Raw genomic sequence first — 16,751 nt, forward strand, 5'->3', positions numbered from 1 at the left:
ACATTTAAAATGATGGTAGTATGCTAGAATACGTTAAAACTGTTCTGTTAAAGGTAAGCTTTGACAGGGTTTTATTCGAAAAAGAATTGAGAAAAGGTCTCAATTTACTTTTGCCTAACGAGGTCCGGGAGTTTAGAGCCTGGTGTTATAAGCAGTTTGGTAAGCCTTATGAGCCGGTTTTAGACAAGTATTTTGTCGGGTTAGCTGGTTAGTGAAGCTTTTATGTAGAACCACAGGACGATCTGAAAATGATTCAAGACCCTTCTTCGGAAGGGTTTTTTTATGCCTGTTACAGTTAAGTTGCGACTAGGACCTCATTAGGCCGCGCAAACAATTGACTTTTGAATTCAAGCCATAAGGCATAAAGGGAACTGCTCGGCACTTTTTTTAATCGAATTTACTTTTTAGTCTTTGTCTTGAGGAGCTGGGGCTTCCCCTTCTTTCCCGAGCTCTAAAAAGGCCACATTTCTCCGAATTCCACTGAGCTTGGTTCGTTTTACTGCCGAACCTTTAAATACTTTCCGGAAGGTTTCCTCTGTCAGCTCCCGCCAGGCTGGGCCATCGAGGTTTTCCAGCGCTTCGTTTGGCCGGAAGCGCGGCTCCTGGTGCGGGACAGCAAAGCGATTCCATGGGCACACGTCTTGACATATGTCACAGCCGAATACCCAATTGTCCATTTGCCCTTTAAATGAAGTGGGGATGGCTTCTTTTAGCTCGATCGTGAGATAGGAAATGCAGCGGTCCGCAGCGATTATTCCATCGCCGACGATGGCATCTGTGGGGCAGGCGTCGATGCAGCGCGTGCAGGTTCCACAGTGGTTTTTAGCTTCGGGCAGGTCTGGCTGAAGTTCTAGGTCGCAGATAATTTCCGCTAAAAAGAAGAAAGACCCCATTTTTTTTATTCAGGAGCAAGGCATTTTTTCCAAGCCAGCCGAGCCCGGCTCTTTGCGCCCACTGGCGCTCCATCACCGGTGCGGAATCCACGAAAACGCGACCTTCCAGTGCTCCGAAAGTCTCCTGCATCCGAGAAAAAAAATCTTTCAGCTTGTCTTTAATTACGAAATGATAGTCCTCTCCGTAGGCATACTTCGCGAGTTTATAGGGGTGATGCTGCTCCAGAAGGGTCTCTTCTGGGAAGTAGCTGTACAGTAGGCTGATCACCGAACGTGCTCCAGGCACGAGTAAGCGCGGGTCTAAGCGCTTATCAAAGTGATTTTCCATGTACTGCATCTGTCCGTGATACCCTTTTAGCAGCCAGTTTTCAAGGGTCGCCGCCTCCTTTTCGAGGAAGGTGGCCCGCGCGATTCCGCAGCCATGGAAGCCAAGCGCTGAGGCCATGGCTTTCACTTGGCACTTCTCTTCTCCAGATTCGCCATGCAGGATGTGTTTAGCTCGAAAAAAGGCTTCCTGTTTCACCTGGGCGGATGCCGGGGTTCACCTTGAAATGTGCAAAGGCCTTATCTGTGGCCACTCTACCACGGGAGGTTCGCTTGATGTAGCCCTCCTGTATGAGGAAGGGCTCATACACTTCTTCGATCGTTTCGGCTTCCTCACCGCAAGCAGTGGCAATGGTGCCCAAGCCTACAGGCCGCCTTTAAACTTGTCGATGATGGTGAGGAGGATACGGTTATCCATTTCGTCGAGGCCATTTTCATCCACGTCAAGTGCTTTAAGCGCGATTTTCGCGATTTCCAGGGTAATCTGTCCATTGCCTTTCACCTGTGCGAAATCCCGCGTTCGGCGTAGCAGCATGTTCGCGATGCGTGGCGTGCCGCGTGACCTCCGAGCGATTTCAAAGGCCGCTTCTTCGAGAATGCCTGATTTTAGAAGGCTGGCGCTCCGCATCACAATTTGTGTCAGCAGTTTCGCATCGTAATATTCTAGGCGGGCATTTATGCCAAAACGCGCACGCAGCGGAGCGGTCAGTAGCCCTGACCGGGTAGTGGCCCCGATGAGGGTAAAAGGGCTCAGCGCGATCTGAACCGAGCGGGCATTCGGCCCAGAGTCCAGCATAATGTCGATGCGGTAATCTTCCATAGCAGAGTAGAGGTACTCCTCCACCACGGGATTCAGCCGGTGGATCTCATCGATAAAAAGGACATCGCCTTCTTCCAAGTTCGTGAGCAGCCCTGCGAGATCAGAGGGCTTATCGAGGACCGGCCCCGAGGTAATTTTTATGCCGGCACCCAGCTCATTCGCGATAATATGGGAGAGCGTGGTCTTGCCCAGTCCGGGAGGCCCATGCAGGAGCACGTGGTCGAGCGGCTCTTCCCGCTGCTTGGCTGCCTGCACGAACACAGTGATGTTGTCCACGATTTTTTGTTGGCCCGTAAAATCAGAAAACTGCAGAGGCCTAAGTGCGCGCTCCAGTTCTTGGTCCTTCGGGTTCATGTGTTCACTTTCTCCTGATAAATAGTCCTCTCTCATGTTCCAGATTAAATCGTGCTATAAAGGTACGGAAGTCTTTCTAAACTTTCGGTGTTTTAGGGGGAGCTCACGTCTCGGGGGGGATTCTCATCGACTAAAGTCACGAAGATTTCGGATTTAAGCTGTAACTTTCGGGAAATTCAGAAGTCAAGATGGATCGGAAGCAGTTGGCGCGAAAGAACGCTATATATTCTATAGTCCTTATCGTTTTAGTAGGAATCGTTTATTTATATCGAAATTATGTGCCGCAGCAGGCAGCGCAGCAGGTGGAGCAGGTGGGCACGGACCGCATGCAGGTGCAGGGAGAGGCCTTAGGGGTTACCTATCAGCTCACCTACATCGACGAGCAGCGGCGGGACTTAACCGCGGAAGTGGAGGCCATATTTCAGGAGTTTACGGAGAAGTTTTCTATCTACTCCACGCAGTCTCTGATTAGTAAGTGGAACCGTGTGGACAGCCTTCAGGTGGAGGATGCGCTGTGGGAGGATTTGTTTTTGAAATATGAGCAACAGCGTGCGCGGTACGGAAAGGGTATAGATCCTACGCAGCACGCCCTCTTGGATCTTTGGGATTTTCGTGCGGAGGGGCCTGTTTTTCGCGATAGTACGCGGCTGCGGGAACTGCCTGCACCGGGTTTTTCTACTTTGCGCCTCGCGCATCCCCTCTACGTGCGTAGCGATACGACGGTTCAGGTCACGCTGCACCAGGGTGCAAAGGGCCTAGCGGTGGATGTTTTAGCGGATTTTTTAGCTGAAAAGGGCATTCAAAATTTTCTTATCAACCTCGGCAGTCTGGTTCGTGCGGCAGGGGTGAATGCGGGTGGGGAACTTTGGCGCATCGCGCTGCCTTTACCTGAGAAATCTGCTGCTGGTGCTGCGGAACCTAATTTTCGGGTGATGGCGCTAGAAGACGCGTCTTTCGTTACGATAGGCGATTATACAGCTTATTATACGGACCCTCTCGGAACGACCACGGCGGCTTACGTGCATCCTGGCACCGGCTTTCCCGTGCAGCATGATTTAGTGCAGGTTAGCGTGCAGCATAAGGGGGATGCTTTTACGGCAGAGTTGGCAGCATGGGCGGCCTTCGCTGAGGGTAAGGAGGAATTTTTAGCCGAACTAGAAGCGGATGGTCTGCGTACTGTTTCCGTACGCGCGCGTGGGGAGACCCGGATCAGCCAGCAGTTACGTGTTTATTTAACATCAGAGTAAGAGATGGAGTCGAAAAAGTGTAGCCAAGAGCTTCAGGGAGGTTGGTTTAAGGATTGGTTCAATACGCCTTATTACCATTTATTATATCGAAATCGCGATATGCGAGAGGCGCAGTATTTTATCGACCGCTTAGCGGCTCAGCTGGACTTTCAGCCCGGCCAGGAGGCGATGGATTTAGCCTGCGGCAAAGGGCGGCACAGTATCTATTTAGCGGAAAAGGGTTTAGATGTCACGGGTTTAGATTTAAGCCAAGAAAATATACGGAGGGCAAGTGCCTCAGCACACGAGCGATTACGCTTTTATGAGCATGATATGCGGAGGGTGTTTGCAGAAGACAGGTTTGATTATGTATTTAATTTGTTCACGAGCTTCGGGTATTTCGATGCGGACGAGGACGATTACTGTGTGATTCATGCGATAGCTCAGGCTTTAAAGCCAGGTGGTCGCTTGGTATTAGACTTTTTAAATCCGGCATTTTTACTGGATAATTTACAGGCACATGAAGAAAAGGTAATTGATGGGGTTCGTTTTCAGCTTAGGCGTCAGGTGCGTGATGGTTTTGTGGTGAAAGACATCGCGATTCAGGATGGCGCCATTAGTTTAGCGTACACAGAGCGGGTGAAGCTTATTAATAAAGATCGCTTTGAGTATTACTTTAGCTGCTGTGGGCTAGAGGTGGAGGAGCTTTTTGGTGACTATGCGCTGAACCCTATCATCCTTCTTGGAGTGAGCGGATGCTGTTTATCGTCCGAAAAGGGGCTTAAAAGTTTTTAAAAAATAGTTGTGCTTATTTTTATGTAGTTTTTCCTCTTCCTGCGTAGATTTGGAAGATAGGCCTTTTAGCTAGTGGTAGTGTGTGGTTTTTCTTGCTTATGGCAATAAAAATTTTGATTTTTTCTGAATTCAAAAACGCTCCCCTTTCTTTATTGCTAAATAGGTATATCTTCGCTAAATTTGTATATCTAAACCCAAAATCCCATGAATGAGCGTCCTATTTGTCCGAAATGTGATCATGATAAAGTAGTAAAAAGTGGCGTTGTAGGCGGTAGACAGCGTTATAAGTGTAAAAGTTGTAGCTACCACTTCACTGTAAATAAGATCGGAAAGTCGATCGATAAATACTATGTTGTGAAGGCGCTGCAGCTGTATATTGAGGGTATCTCATATCGTGAAATCGAAAGAATATTAGGTGTGAGTCATGTGTCGGTGATGAATTGGGTACGGCAATATAAGATTAAGGCACCGGAGAATTACGATTATAGACCGACATATAAGGTATTAAATCACACTGAGTTAGTAAAATTTTTAGCGAATAAAGAGAATTTAACCGAAACAGGGATGCTCATTACAGAGCTAGGGGATAAGTTTATGATTATTAAGTGGGAGCGGTTTCGCAATAGATAATTTTTTAGCTATAGTTGGTTAACGTATATCTATCTGCGTTTTTTGATTGTGTGTAGCATTTTCCAACTTGGGGTATGCAAAAGCGGCTAGGGCCCAGTCGCTGCTGTAATTAACGACAAACCCAAGAAAACGAAAATGAAAAAGCAGTTCTATACCGCATTACTGTCCTGCATCGCACTGTTCGGCGGCTCTGCGCTACATGCACAGGATAGCATTCCCCCTAATCCCAACCAGATCGCTTACGATAAAGCGGGCGTAAAGGAGTTCGTCGATCATACGTACAAGCCATTAACGCTGAAGTTAAGTGATGATGGGTCTAAATACATTCGATTTCTCGTGTGGAATCAGATGTGGGCTCGTGTGACAGAGAATAACCCTGGCACGATGGGTGTGGATGGCACACCACGAAATGTAACTCCAGATATAGGCATTCGTCGTGCACGTGTTTTAGCTTATGCAGAGATTTCTCCTCGTTTTTTGATTTTAACACATTGGGGAATTAACAACCAGACATTTACTAACGGTGGTGTACCAGGTGGTGGAGCTACTGGTAATGCGGGTAATATCCCAGTAACGGTAGATCCCGTGACAGGTCAGGGTGTAGCAGCCGGTTTATCTGCTAAAAAGCCGCAGCTCTTCTTTCACGATATTTGGACAGAATTTAAAGTTACCGAACAGATTTACGTAGGTACCGGGCTTCATTACTGGAACGGTATATCCAGAATGACAAGTGCCTCTACGCTAAACTTTCTCGCGATCGATGCTCCGATTTTCAACTGGCCGCTTATCGAATTAACAGACCAGTTTGCACGCCAGTTTGGCTTCTACACGAAGGGGCAGTTCGGGCGCGTAGATTACCGAATGGCACTAAATAAGCCATTTTCTATCGGTGCAGGTGGAAGCTTTGATGAGGCGAATCAGCGGCAGATTGCTGCGAATGTGGTGAATGACAACTGGGCCACGCAGGGGTACATCAACTATCAATTTTTAGAATTAGAGAATAATAAGCTTCCTTTTTTCGTGGGTACTTATTTAGGCACGAAAAAGGTCTTTAATATCGGGGCGGGCTGGCACCACCATGGCTCAGCCACGAAATCCAAAACAGCTTTAGGAGATTCTGAATTTCACGACATTACACTAATCGGAGTGGATGCTTTTTTAGATCTTCCACTGGATCGCTCGAAGGGTACGGCGCTAACCGCATATTCAGTATTCTACAATTATGATTTCGGGCCGAATTACATGCGTAATGTAGGCATTATGAACATTGGCTTTGGAGCGGGCTCCACCCAAAATGGGCCAGGTAATGCGCAGCCGACGATCGGTACAGGTCAGATTTTCTATACACAAGCGGGCTATTTGTTGCCTCGTGACATCTTAGGGGATAAAGGGCGTCTTCAGCCTTTTGCTGCGACTACCTATAAAAACTTTGAATTCTTCCAGGATAGCTCTTGGCAGTATGATATCGGCTTTAACTATCTGGTAAATGCCCATCAGGCAAAGATTACGCTACAGTATAGTACGCGTCCTTTGTTTGAAAACTTTCAGCGCTCGGGTTCTGCAGGCGAGTTCATCGTACAGACACACATCTTTCTCTAAACATACCCAAAATAAATTCACACATTATGCTCAACAACAAATTTGACAAAGTAGCTTATTGGAAAAAGAATCTTTCCACGCTGCTCGGACTATTAATCGTCTGGTTTTTAGTCTCCTTTGGATTCGGAATCTACTTGTGGATCAGTTAAACGAGATTCGTTTCGGTGGCTTTAAGTTAGGTTTTTGGTTCGCCCAGCAGGGATCCATTTACACCTTTATCGTACTGATTTTTATTTATGTGGTTCGCATGAATCAGATAGATCGGGAATTTGATGTAGATGAAAATTAAGAAAACGCTCACGCTTTAACGCTTTTACAAAATGGATATTTTAACTTGGACATATATACTGGTGGGCTTGTCATTTGCCCTCTACATAGGTATCGCGATTTGGACGCGTGCTGGCTCTACGAAAGAATTTTACGTGGCAGGTGGGGGAGTTTCTCCGCTGGCGAACGGAATGGCCACAGCAGCGGACTGGATGTCGGCGGCGTCTTTCATTTCCATGGCAGGAATTATTGCCTTCGCGGGTTATGACGGTTCGGTTTACCTCATGGGTTGGACTGGAGGTTATGTTTTACTCGCCTTACTCTTAGCTCCTTATCTGCGTAAATTTGGGAAATTCACGGTGCCTGACTTCGTGGGAGACCGGTATTACTCGAATAAGGCGCGCGTGGTAGCCGTTATTTGTGCGCTCTTCATCTCGTTTACTTACGTAGCGGGACAGATGCGTGGGGTGGGAATTGTATTCTCTCGCTACTTAGAAGTAGACATTAACACGGGCGTTATCATCGGGATGTGTATCGTCTTTTTCTATGCCGTTCTAGGCGGTATGAAAGGGATCACCTATACACAGGTAGCCCAGTATTGCGTACTTATCTTCGCTTACATGGTGCCAGCCATTTTCGTTTCCATGCAGCTAACAGGAACGCCGATTCCTCAGCTTGGTTTAGGTGGTACAGTAGCAGATGGAACTTTCCTTTTGGATAAATTAGATGGAGTTTTAGGTGATCTTGGCTTCGCTGAGTATACGAGCGGGCGTAAGGGGATGATTGACGTGTTTGCTATTACGCTTGCGCTTATGGTGGGCACTGCGGGACTTCCGCACGTAATCGTACGTTTCTTCACCGTACCACGTGTAAAAGATGCACGTTTATCTGCAGGATATGCACTTGTTTTTATCGCTATTCTTTACACGACAGCTCCTGCTATCGCGGCTTTCGGAATCTATAATACGATCGACACTGTGGCAGATAAAAACATCAACGAGCTTCCGGAGTGGGTAGATAACTGGGGTAAAACGAATCTGATAACGATTGACGATAAAAATGGTGACGGGGTGGTACAGTATTCTGCAAATGCGGAATTAAATGAGCTGAAAATCGACCGTGACATCATGGTATTAGCTAGTCCTGAAATCGCAAATTTACCGAACTGGGTAGTAGGTTTAGTAGCGGCGGGAGGTATGGCAGCAGCACTTTCTACAGCCGCAGGCCTTCTCTTAGTGATTAGTACATCGGTTTCTCGTGACCTTTTCAAGACCTTCAAGCCAGACATTTCAGAGAAATTAGAATTAGGCATCGCGCGTCTTTCTGCTGCAGTAGCTGTAGTGATCGCTGGTTACTTTGGCGTGAACCCTCCAGGATTCGTGGCAGAGGTAGTCGCCTTCGCTTTCGGTTTAGCAGCAGCTTCTTTCTTCCCGGTAATCATCATGGGAATCTTCTCGAAGCGTATGAATAAAGAAGGTGCTATAGCAGGTATGATTTCAGGATTACTCTTTACGCTAGCCTATATCATCTACTTTAAGTTTATTAACCCTGAGATTAATAACGCTGACCACTGGTTCTTAGGTGTTTCTCCTGAAGGTATCGGGACAGTAGGGATGGTAGTAAACTTTATCGTCACTTATGTGGTGTCAAAAATGACGCCAGAACCTCCTCAGAATGTTCAAGATCTTATCGAGGAAATTCGAATTCCTAGAGGTGCAGGTGAGGCGGTAGATCATTAAGCCTACAAGCGAGTTCTTTCCGGTCTTCTTCCTTAGCTTGGGAAGAAGTGCTGCGGAAGAACTCGCTTTTCCCTTTTTGTTTCTGTTTTTAATTCCTCCGAAAATCCTGTATATTCAAGTGTAAAAGCGAATAGCTGATGAAAGAATCGAAAAAAAAGCAGTATCTCATACTGATTTTTATTCTAGGACTGATCCTTTTTAACTATCCCGTGCTTGGCATGTATAATGTTCCCGAGCGCTGGTTAGGTATTCCTGTGCTCTTTATTATGGTGTTCTTCAGCTGGATGCTTTTAATCGTGCTTACGTTTTTTGTCACCAAAAAGGGGTCTGAATAGTGCTTTCCGATAGTCTGATCATACTGTTCACATTTGGTTATCTGGCGCTACTTTTTGCGATCGCTTGGTATACGGAGCGTTCTGCTGAAAAAGGGCGTCGTCTAGGACAAAACCCCTATGTGTACGCCTTATCTCTGGCTGTTTACTGTACTGCCTGGACCTATTATGGCTCAGTGGGACAAGCTGCCACGCATGGATTACAGTTTCTTACCACTTACATAGGCCCCACACTTATAGCTCCTCTCTGGTGGGTGGTCATGCGAAAAATTATTCGCATCAGTAAACTTCAAGGGATTTCCTCCATCGCAGACTTTATCTCCAGTAGATATGGTAAAAATGCTACTTTAGGAGCCATCGTTGCCGTTTTTTGCCTAGTGGGAATCATCCCGTACATTTCCTTACAGGTAAAAGCCATCGCGAACTCTTTTAATATTCTGCATATTTCGAATCAGACTGAAGTCATGGCAAGCACCGTGTTCCGTGACACTGCTTTTTACCTTTCACTAGGTCTTGCATTTTTTACCATCCTCTTCGGTACACGTTCTATCGAAGCGAATGCCCGCCATGATGGTGTGGTGATGACCGTGGCATTCGAGTCGCTTTTCAAGTTATTCGCCTTCTTAGCGGCTGGGGTTTTTGTCACCTATTTTATTTTCGACGGTTTCGCAAGCATTTTTGACGCAGTCTCAGAAGCCGGATATGAGGCCTTATTCACCTTGCGTGGTGAAAATAGAAATTTCGAATGGTTCTGGCTGAGCATCCTTTCCATGCTGGCCATGCTCTTTTTACCCCGACAGTTTCAGCTTGGCGTCATCGAAAACACAGATGAGCGCCATCTGGACAAAGCCATGTGGCTATTTCCACTTTACTTACTGCTCATTAATATCTTCGTCCTGCCCATCGCGCTTGCTGGATTGACCTACTTCCAAGGGGATACGGTGAATGCCGATACCTTTGTCCTAGCCCTGCCGATCGCTAAAGATCAGGCTTGGTTAGCAGTCGTTATTTATTTAGGCGGTTTCTCCGCTGCCACGAGTATGATTATTATCTCCACCATCGCATTAAGTACGATGGTGTCGAATAACCTCGTCATGCCGCTACTCCTCGTAAGCAGCAGGATGCAAAACAAGTATCAAAATCGCCTAAGTTCCCTTTTACTTTGGTCACGTAGAATCAGTATCCTAGCCATTATCCTCTTGGCTTATATGTATTACCGTGTCGTTGTTTGGGACTTCTCTTTGGTATCCATCGGACTGGTTTCCTTTGTCGCTATCGCGCAATTTGCCCCTGCCATTCTCGGGGGGATTTTCTGGAAAGGCGGTGCGCGTATCGGAGCCATAACAGGCATTAGTGTGGGCTTTGTGATGTGGTTTTATACACTCGTTCTGCCCACTATCGTTCATGGAGGCTTTCTTCCTGAAGGGATTCTTACGGATGGACCCTGGGGAATTTCCTTTCTGAAGCCTTATGCTTTATTTGGTTTTCAAGACCTTGACTATGTAAGCCATGGCTTGTTTTTTAGCTTAGTGCCGAATATCCTGGCCTACATACTTTTGTCCATCTGGACCAAACAAAACTCCAAAGAACATAATCAAGCGCTGGTTTTCGTGGACATATTTAAATACAGCGAGACATTAGATTCTTCTATCGTTTGGAAAGGCAAGGCTTATCTTCCGGATCTAAAAGCGTTATTAGAGAACTTCTTGGGCGTGGCGGAGACGAAGAAGCTTTTAGATCGCTTTTTCCTCAGTATGGGAAAGCCCATACATGGAGATTTATATGCTGACCCAGCCCTCGTAAATTATTCGGAGCGTGTTCTGTCGGGAATCATCGGCGCTGCTTCTGCCCGCATCATGGTGGCATCAGTAGTAAAAGAGGAGGAAATCAGTCTAGAAGAAGTTCTAGGCATTCTGAAGGAAACCCAAGAGCTCAAGTCTCTGAACGATGAACTAAAGAGTAAAAGCAAGCAGCTACGGCAGGCGACGCGCGAGCTGCAAAGCATGAATGAAGCCCTTCGCACAAACGATCTGTTAAAGGATGAGTTCATTTCCACTGTTACGCATGAAATGAAAACCCCGATAACATCTATTCGGGCTTTTTCTGAAATCCTGCTAGACGATGACCTTCCTGAAGAAGAGAAAAAACGCTTTTTGGGAATTATCATTCAGGAAACGAGTCGTATGACACGACTTATCGATCAGGTACTTGACTTAGAGCGCTTTGATAGCGGTAGACAAGAGCTTAATCTGGAAAAAGTTTCCGTAGGCATTTTGATACTAGAGGCCTGTGACTCTATAGGGCAAGTTTTTAAGGAGCGCAAGTTAATTTTTAAAATCAACTTGGACTTCGAAGAACTCTTCCTTCTAGTAGATGAAGACCGTATCAAGCAGGTCATCCTTAACCTCCTCTCTAATGCCGCTAAGTTTGCCAAGACGAAAGTAGTACTGGCCGCTGCTCGTGACAGTCATTACCTGTCCGTGCGTGTGATGGATGACGGTAAAGGCATACCAGAGGAAGAGATCCCTTATATTTTCGATAAATTCTTCCAAGCGAAAAATCAGACAAGTAAAAAGCCCATTGGAAGCGGCCTGGGTCTCGCTATCTCGAAAAAAATCATTGAGTATCATGGTGGTGAAATCGAAATACAGCGCATCGATGGACTAACCTGTTTCCATTTTACCATTCCGATTCAGTCGGAAACACAGAACCCTAAACTAAACGAAAAACAGACCAATTATGGATAAGATCTTAATCGTCGACGATGAGCCCAATATCTTATTGTCTCTCGAATTCCTGTTTAAAAAAGAAGGCTATCGCGTCTTCATAGCCCGAGATGGAGAGGAAGCGCTCGCTATTATAGAAGAAAATGTGCCTACGCTCATCATTCTCGATATTATGATGCCGAAAGTAGATGGGTACGAGGTCTGTAATTTCTTAAAGGAACATCATCCTGAAGTGAAAATCATTTTTCTTACCGCGAAAGGCAAGCAGAAGGATAAAGAAAAAGGCCTCGGAATGGGGGCAGATCTTTACTTAACCAAGCCTTTTTCTACGAAAGAGCTGGTCGCCCAAGTAAAACAGTTACTGCAAGTTGAAACAAACAATTAACCTTAAAATACAAGCATTATGAGTGACAAAGTGCACACCTTATCCGGGTACTTCCACGAGTATCAAAAGTCTGTAACTGAGCCTGAAAAATTTTGGGCACGCATAGCAGATTCTTTTCACTGGGAGAAGCGCTGGGATAAAGTCCTCGAGTGGGATTTCGAGGGCCCGGATGTGAAATGGTTTGTCAATGGCAAGCTGAACATCACCGAAAATATTTTAGAGCGGCATTTGTACACTTTAGGGGATAAGCCCGCCATTATCTGGGAGCCCAATGATCCGAATGAAGAGGGAAGGACGCTTACTTACCGCGAACTCTATCATGCGGTTTGTACTTTTTCGAATGCGCTGAAAGCCAAAGGCATCGGCAAAGGGGATCGCGTCATTATTTATATGCCGATGGTGCCTGAAGCGGCTATCGCTATGCTGGCCTGCGCACGGATAGGTGCGATCCATTCCGTCGTTTTCGCTGGCTTTAGTTCCAGTGCGCTGGCGGACAGGATAAATGACTGTGAGGCGAAAGCTGTGCTCACCTCTGATGGTAATTTCCGCGGCAACAAGAAAATTGCCGTCAAGGCAGTCGTGGATGAAGCACTAAAAAAAGCTTCTGTAGAAAACGTGATCGTGTACCAGCGTACTGGCCAGGAAGTAACCATGGTGGAGGGAAGAGATCACTGGTGGCATGACGTGATCCAAGGTCAGGCTGATACCAATAAAGCGGAAATCATGGACAGCGAAGACATGCTGTTCATCCTCTACACGTCTGGATCTACGGGTAAACCCAAAGGTGTCGTTCACACCACAGGTGGCTATATGGTGTATACCAAGTACAGTTTCGAAAACGTCTTCCAGTACGCCCCAGGTGATGTTTACTGGTGTACAGCAGACATCGGCTGGATTACTGGGCACTCCTACATCGTCTATGGCCCCTTACTTGCCGGCGCCACTAGTATCATGTTCGAGGGGGTTCCTACCTTCCCGGATGCAGGTAGATTCTGGGCGGTAGTTGAAAAATATAAAGTAAATCAGTTCTACACCGCCCCGACGGCTATCCGTGCGCTTCAGGCATTCGGCACTGACCCCATCCAGCCGTATGACCTGAGCTCGCTTAAAGTGCTCGGTTCGGTGGGAGAGCCTATTAATGAAGAAGCTTGGCACTGGTACCATACCCATATCGGAAATTCTCGCTGTCCGATCGTAGACACTTGGTGGCAAACCGAAACAGGTGGCATCTTAGTTTCTCCTATCGCTGGAATTACACCGAATAAGCCTGCCTACGCGACACTGCCGCTGCCTGGCGTACAGCTTAGCATCGTAGACCCAGAAGGAAATGAGCTCACAGGAAATTCCGTAGAAGGAAATCTCTGCATCAAGTTTCCATGGCCTTCCATGATTCGTACGACGTATGGCGATCATGAGCGCTGTAAGCAAACGTACTTCTCTACTTATAAGGGCATGTACTTTACAGGCGATGGAGTAAAAAGAGATCACGATGGGTATTACCGCATCCTCGGACGTGTCGATGACGTGATAAACGTTTCCGGACACCGCATGGGAACTGCAGAGGTGGAAAACGCGATCAACGAGCACCCTCTCGTCATCGAGTCCGCCGTGGTCGGTTATCCTCATGAAGTGAAAGGGCAGGGCATCTACGCCTATGTGATCTGTGACATGAAAAACCGTACAGAAGAAAATTTAGTGGCGGAAATTAAAGACACCGTATCTAAAATTATCGGTCCCATCGCCAAGCCAGATAAGGTACAAATCGTATCCGGCCTACCGAAAACGCGCTCTGGAAAAATTATGCGGCGCATTCTGCGCAAAGTCGCAGAAAATAGCCTAAATAGTATGGGTGATACCTCCACACTACTAGATCCAGATGTAGTGACCGAAATCATCAACGGAAGAAAATAACAGGTTGAATGGTCATGCACGCCCTGCGTGTGTGCATATGTTAGAGAAGCCGAACCTACCTGTAAAGGAAGTGTTTGGCTTTTCTTTCCTTATCCTTTTCTGATTTACTCCCTACCCACAAACGACCCAAACGTATGGCTAATGTGATCGTTCAGCGCGTCGCTGAGTTTCTTAAACTTTTTCCGCCCTTTTCTTTTATCGGAGCAGAGGCTCTGGAAACGCTAGCCAGCAAAGCCGAAATTAAATTTTTCGAGGCGGGGGATTTCGTCTTTAAGGCAGGGGACAAACCAGCGAATCATTTCTATGTCCTTCGAGAAGTTCTGTAAACCTGATCAACCCATCCGAACAAGCTATTATCGAAACCTGTGATGAAGGCGATGTCTTCGGGGTGATGGCACTCATCGGAAAAAGACCCTATACCTTACAGGCTGAAGTACAGGAAAGCTCGCTCGTATACGCACTTCCTGTCGCATACTTCGAACAGCTATTAGAAGAAAATTCACGTGTAGCGCTTTATTTTGCCGCAGGCTTCGCATCCGGACAAGTAGTCGTCAGAAGAGATTTATCGCAAGCCCAAGTAGCGCGCTCTACCTTTAAAGAGGCCAGTAACGACACGGGACTCTATATTTTCACCGGGAAATCCAGCTTCTCCTACACCCGAGAAGTCCTCACCTGTACGGCTGAGACTTCCATACGTGAAGCCGCTGCCCGCATGACGGCAGCAGATGTTAGCTCGATTGTCATCGCGAATGAGCATGGTCTGCCGGTGGGTATCCTTACAGATAAAGACTTAAGAAGAAGAGTAGTAGCCGCTTCTCTTAGCCCTGATCTGCCCATAGCGAAGGCCATGACCACGCCCGTCATGACACTTAAAACGGGAAGCAGCTTTTCTGAGGTGTATCTCACCATGCTCAAGCACCGGCTCCATCATCTTATTTTTACTGCTGACGGGACAGCCGAGAGCCCTATCGCGGGTTTAGTTTCAGATCATGATATTCTGCTGGCCCAGGGGAACAGTCCCGCCGTCCTGATTCATGCGCTGATGAATACTTTCGATGTGTCCGAAATGGCCAAAATCCGGGAGCAAGCCGAGAAACTCCTGCGCTATTACCTTGAAAACGAGGTGGCCATCGATTTTGTGACCAATATTATCTCAGAAATTAATGATGTGATCCTGAAGCGGGGCATCCAGATCGTACAGAAAAACCTTCGTGAAGACTTTCCAGGGATGGAAGACATTCGCTTTGCATTTTTATCCCTAGGGAGTGAAGGCAGGGAAGAGCAGCTGCTGCGTACCGACTTGGATAATGCCCTCGTATATGATTTGCCTGCCGGCAAAACAGAAGAAGAGGTGCAGCCCTATTTTTTGGCGCTAGCCGAACAACTCATCGCGATTCTGGAGCGCTGTGGGTTCCAGCGCTGTCCCGCAGATATGATGGCCTCTAATCCGCAGTGGTGCGTTTCCCTAGCCAAGTGGAAAGGCTATTTCAGCCGCTGGATCAGCTCGCCTAGCCAAAAAGCGGTCATGCACGCAACGATATTTTTTGATTTTCGACTGGTGTATGGGTCAAAGGAGCTAAGCAGGCAGCTTTCCGAACATATCTTTAGTGAAATCAAGGCGAATGGGCTATTTATGAATTTCCTCGCTAAGAATGCGCTTTTGAATCCTCCGCCCTTAGGGTTTTTTCGTAATTTCATCGTGGAAAAATCGGGCGAACACCAGGATAAATTTGATATCAAGTTGCGCGCCATGATGCCACTGGCTGATGCTGCACGGACGCTCGTGCTACAGCACCATGTGATCGGAATAAATAATACTTTTAAGCGCTTTGAAAAACTCGCTCAGCTCGAACCGAAGCATGCCGAAACCTATCGAGAGGCAGGGAAGGCCTACGAAATCTTAATCCGGATGCGGGCCTTAAATGGGCTAGCGAATGCCAGCTCAGGGCGCTACCTGGCACCGAGCAGCCTGGGAAAATTGCAGCGGCAGCTGCTAAAAAATACCTTCGCACCGATCGAAGAGGTACAAAAGATTCTGAAAGTAAGGTTCCAAACAGATTATTTTAACGGCTGATGCAGGACAAGTTTCGAGACTTTTTCTCCACACTATTTGGTCGCTCCCTTCCCAAAGCGGATGTGGTTCTGGCGTATGAACAGGCCCAGCGGCAGCAGCCTATCCCAAAAGAGCAGGCACTGGAGCGTGTCCCCTTCTTTGTTTTTGATACGGAAACGACAGGTTTACATCCTGCCGAAGACTATATCCTTTCTTTCGGTTCTGTGCGTCTCCAGCAGGCCGCGATCCGACTGGAGGAGAGCCTGGAATTTTATTTAAAAAGTCCGAAAGGTGTACGCGAGTCCATCGAGGTGCATGGCTTGATTCAGGCGGTAAATCCTACCCCTTTACATCATTTTGCACGGGCAGTGCTTCCACAGCTCAGTCAGACCGTGCTGGTCGGGCACATGTGTCCTTCGATATCGCGATGCTCGAAAAAGCGCTTCGTCCTTTTGGGCTGAGGCGCCTCGTAAATCCACGAATAGACACCATGTACCTAGCGGCACGATTAGAGGAGGGCCCCTTTTTCGATGTGCATACGGCGAAGAAAGGCACTATACCCTGGATGCTGTCTGCGCGCGCTATGGGGTGCCCACCGAGGATCGCCACACGGCGGGAGGCGATGCACTGGCGACGGCTCGACTGCTGCAGCAGCTTCTGCAGCTGGCTAAAAAGAAGGGAATTCGTACCTTAGGAG

14 protein-coding genes and 3 pseudogenes are annotated in these 16,751 nt (G+C 47.2%); 15 read left to right on the forward strand and 2 right to left on the reverse strand.

What is annotated here, in order from left to right; translation table 11 throughout:
• Positions 1-20 precede the first annotated feature (20 nt).
• On the forward strand, positions 21-212 hold the full coding sequence (locus A3SI_RS20335) for a hypothetical protein (protein ID WP_009054477.1): 192 nt from the start codon (positions 21-23) through the stop codon (positions 210-212).
• 192 nt (positions 213-404) lie between these two features.
• On the opposite strand, the pseudogene queG reads toward A3SI_RS20335, so the two are convergent.
• Positions 405-1,338: pseudogene (gene queG, locus A3SI_RS06395) on the reverse strand (tRNA epoxyqueuosine(34) reductase QueG).
• Between the two features lie 49 nt (positions 1,339-1,387).
• Positions 1,388-2,427: pseudogene (gene ruvB, locus A3SI_RS06400) on the reverse strand (Holliday junction branch migration DNA helicase RuvB).
• A 242-nt stretch (positions 2,428-2,669) separates the two neighbouring features.
• Here ruvB and A3SI_RS06405 point away from each other — a divergent pair.
• From A3SI_RS06405 to A3SI_RS18830, 14 genes and pseudogenes are all read left to right on the forward strand, one after another.
• The gene (locus tag A3SI_RS06405; RefSeq protein ID WP_162098424.1) at positions 2,670-3,638 is read left to right on the forward strand and encodes an FAD:protein FMN transferase; all 969 of its coding nucleotides are present in this window, start codon (positions 2,670-2,672) and stop codon (positions 3,636-3,638) included.
• A 3-nt stretch (positions 3,639-3,641) separates the two neighbouring features.
• Positions 3,642-4,412, forward strand: coding sequence for an SAM-dependent methyltransferase (locus tag A3SI_RS06410; protein WP_009054481.1), 771 nt, complete (start codon positions 3,642-3,644; stop codon positions 4,410-4,412).
• Positions 4,413-4,616: 204 nt separating this feature from the next.
• Entirely contained in the window at positions 4,617-5,042 is a 426-nt protein-coding gene (locus A3SI_RS06415) for an IS1/IS1595 family N-terminal zinc-binding domain-containing protein (protein ID WP_009054484.1), read from the forward strand.
• Positions 5,043-5,177: 135 nt separating this feature from the next.
• Complete coding sequence (locus A3SI_RS06420) at positions 5,178-6,641, forward strand: hypothetical protein (protein WP_009054485.1); 1,464 nt, start codon at positions 5,178-5,180, stop codon at positions 6,639-6,641.
• Between the two features lie 26 nt (positions 6,642-6,667).
• Positions 6,668-6,930: pseudogene (locus A3SI_RS06425) on the forward strand (DUF4212 domain-containing protein).
• Positions 6,931-6,961: 31 nt separating this feature from the next.
• On the forward strand, positions 6,962-8,647 hold the full coding sequence (locus A3SI_RS06430) for a sodium:solute symporter family protein (RefSeq protein WP_009054489.1): 1,686 nt from the start codon (positions 6,962-6,964) through the stop codon (positions 8,645-8,647).
• Between the two features lie 137 nt (positions 8,648-8,784).
• Positions 8,785-8,982 (forward strand): hypothetical protein, encoded by a 198-nt coding sequence (locus tag A3SI_RS06435; RefSeq protein ID WP_009054492.1) that lies wholly within the window; start codon positions 8,785-8,787, stop codon positions 8,980-8,982.
• The gene (locus tag A3SI_RS06440; protein ID WP_009054494.1) at positions 8,982-11,726 is read left to right on the forward strand and encodes a sensor histidine kinase; all 2,745 of its coding nucleotides are present in this window, start codon (positions 8,982-8,984) and stop codon (positions 11,724-11,726) included. Before A3SI_RS06435 ends, A3SI_RS06440 begins: the two co-directional genes overlap by 1 nt.
• Positions 11,719-12,090 carry a response regulator transcription factor gene (locus A3SI_RS06445; RefSeq protein ID WP_009054495.1) on the forward strand — a complete coding sequence of 124 codons (372 nt, stop codon included), beginning with the start codon at positions 11,719-11,721 and terminating at the stop codon, positions 12,088-12,090. Before A3SI_RS06440 ends, A3SI_RS06445 begins: the two co-directional genes overlap by 8 nt.
• Before the next feature lie 18 nt (positions 12,091-12,108).
• Positions 12,109-14,001, forward strand: a complete 1,893-nt coding sequence (gene acs / locus A3SI_RS06450; RefSeq protein ID WP_009054496.1) for an acetate--CoA ligase — start codon at positions 12,109-12,111, stop codon at positions 13,999-14,001.
• Between the two features lie 134 nt (positions 14,002-14,135).
• Positions 14,136-14,327 (forward strand): cyclic nucleotide-binding domain-containing protein, encoded by a 192-nt coding sequence (locus tag A3SI_RS22305; protein ID WP_009054497.1) that lies wholly within the window; start codon positions 14,136-14,138, stop codon positions 14,325-14,327.
• A gap of 5 nt (positions 14,328-14,332) precedes the next feature.
• Complete coding sequence (locus tag A3SI_RS06455; protein WP_394330359.1) at positions 14,333-16,075, forward strand: DUF294 nucleotidyltransferase-like domain-containing protein; 1,743 nt, start codon at positions 14,333-14,335, stop codon at positions 16,073-16,075.
• The gene (locus A3SI_RS17240; protein ID WP_009054499.1) at positions 16,075-16,515 is read left to right on the forward strand and encodes an exonuclease domain-containing protein; all 441 of its coding nucleotides are present in this window, start codon (positions 16,075-16,077) and stop codon (positions 16,513-16,515) included. The genes A3SI_RS06455 and A3SI_RS17240 overlap by 1 nt, the downstream gene beginning before the upstream one ends.
• A complete protein-coding gene (locus tag A3SI_RS18830; protein ID WP_156810195.1) occupies positions 16,482-16,748 on the forward strand; it encodes a hypothetical protein in 267 nt (88 codons plus the stop codon). Before A3SI_RS17240 ends, A3SI_RS18830 begins: the two co-directional genes overlap by 34 nt.
• Positions 16,749-16,751: the final 3 nt, after the last annotated feature.

The sequence above is a fragment of the Nitritalea halalkaliphila LW7 genome (assembly GCF_000265075.1).
Classification (GTDB): domain Bacteria; phylum Bacteroidota; class Bacteroidia; order Cytophagales; family Cyclobacteriaceae; genus Nitritalea; species Nitritalea halalkaliphila.

Coding starts and splice junctions, on each gene's coding strand:
- A3SI_RS06445 (WP_009054495.1), top strand. CDS start 11,719: ATGGATAAGATCTTAATCGTCGACGATGAGCCCAATATCTTATTGTCT.
- A3SI_RS22305 (WP_009054497.1), top strand. CDS start 14,136: ATGGCTAATGTGATCGTTCAGCGCGTCGCTGAGTTTCTTAAACTTTTT.
- A3SI_RS06435 (WP_009054492.1), top strand. CDS start 8,785: ATGAAAGAATCGAAAAAAAAGCAGTATCTCATACTGATTTTTATTCTA.
- A3SI_RS06415 (WP_009054484.1), top strand. CDS start 4,617: ATGAATGAGCGTCCTATTTGTCCGAAATGTGATCATGATAAAGTAGTA.
- A3SI_RS06420 (WP_009054485.1), top strand. CDS start 5,178: ATGAAAAAGCAGTTCTATACCGCATTACTGTCCTGCATCGCACTGTTC.
- A3SI_RS06410 (WP_009054481.1), top strand. CDS start 3,642: ATGGAGTCGAAAAAGTGTAGCCAAGAGCTTCAGGGAGGTTGGTTTAAG.
- A3SI_RS06430 (WP_009054489.1), top strand. CDS start 6,962: ATGGATATTTTAACTTGGACATATATACTGGTGGGCTTGTCATTTGCC.
- A3SI_RS20335 (WP_009054477.1), top strand. CDS start 21: ATGCTAGAATACGTTAAAACTGTTCTGTTAAAGGTAAGCTTTGACAGG.
- A3SI_RS17240 (WP_009054499.1), top strand. CDS start 16,075: ATGCAGGACAAGTTTCGAGACTTTTTCTCCACACTATTTGGTCGCTCC.
- A3SI_RS18830 (WP_156810195.1), top strand. CDS start 16,482: ATGCTCGAAAAAGCGCTTCGTCCTTTTGGGCTGAGGCGCCTCGTAAAT.
- acs (WP_009054496.1), top strand. CDS start 12,109: ATGAGTGACAAAGTGCACACCTTATCCGGGTACTTCCACGAGTATCAA.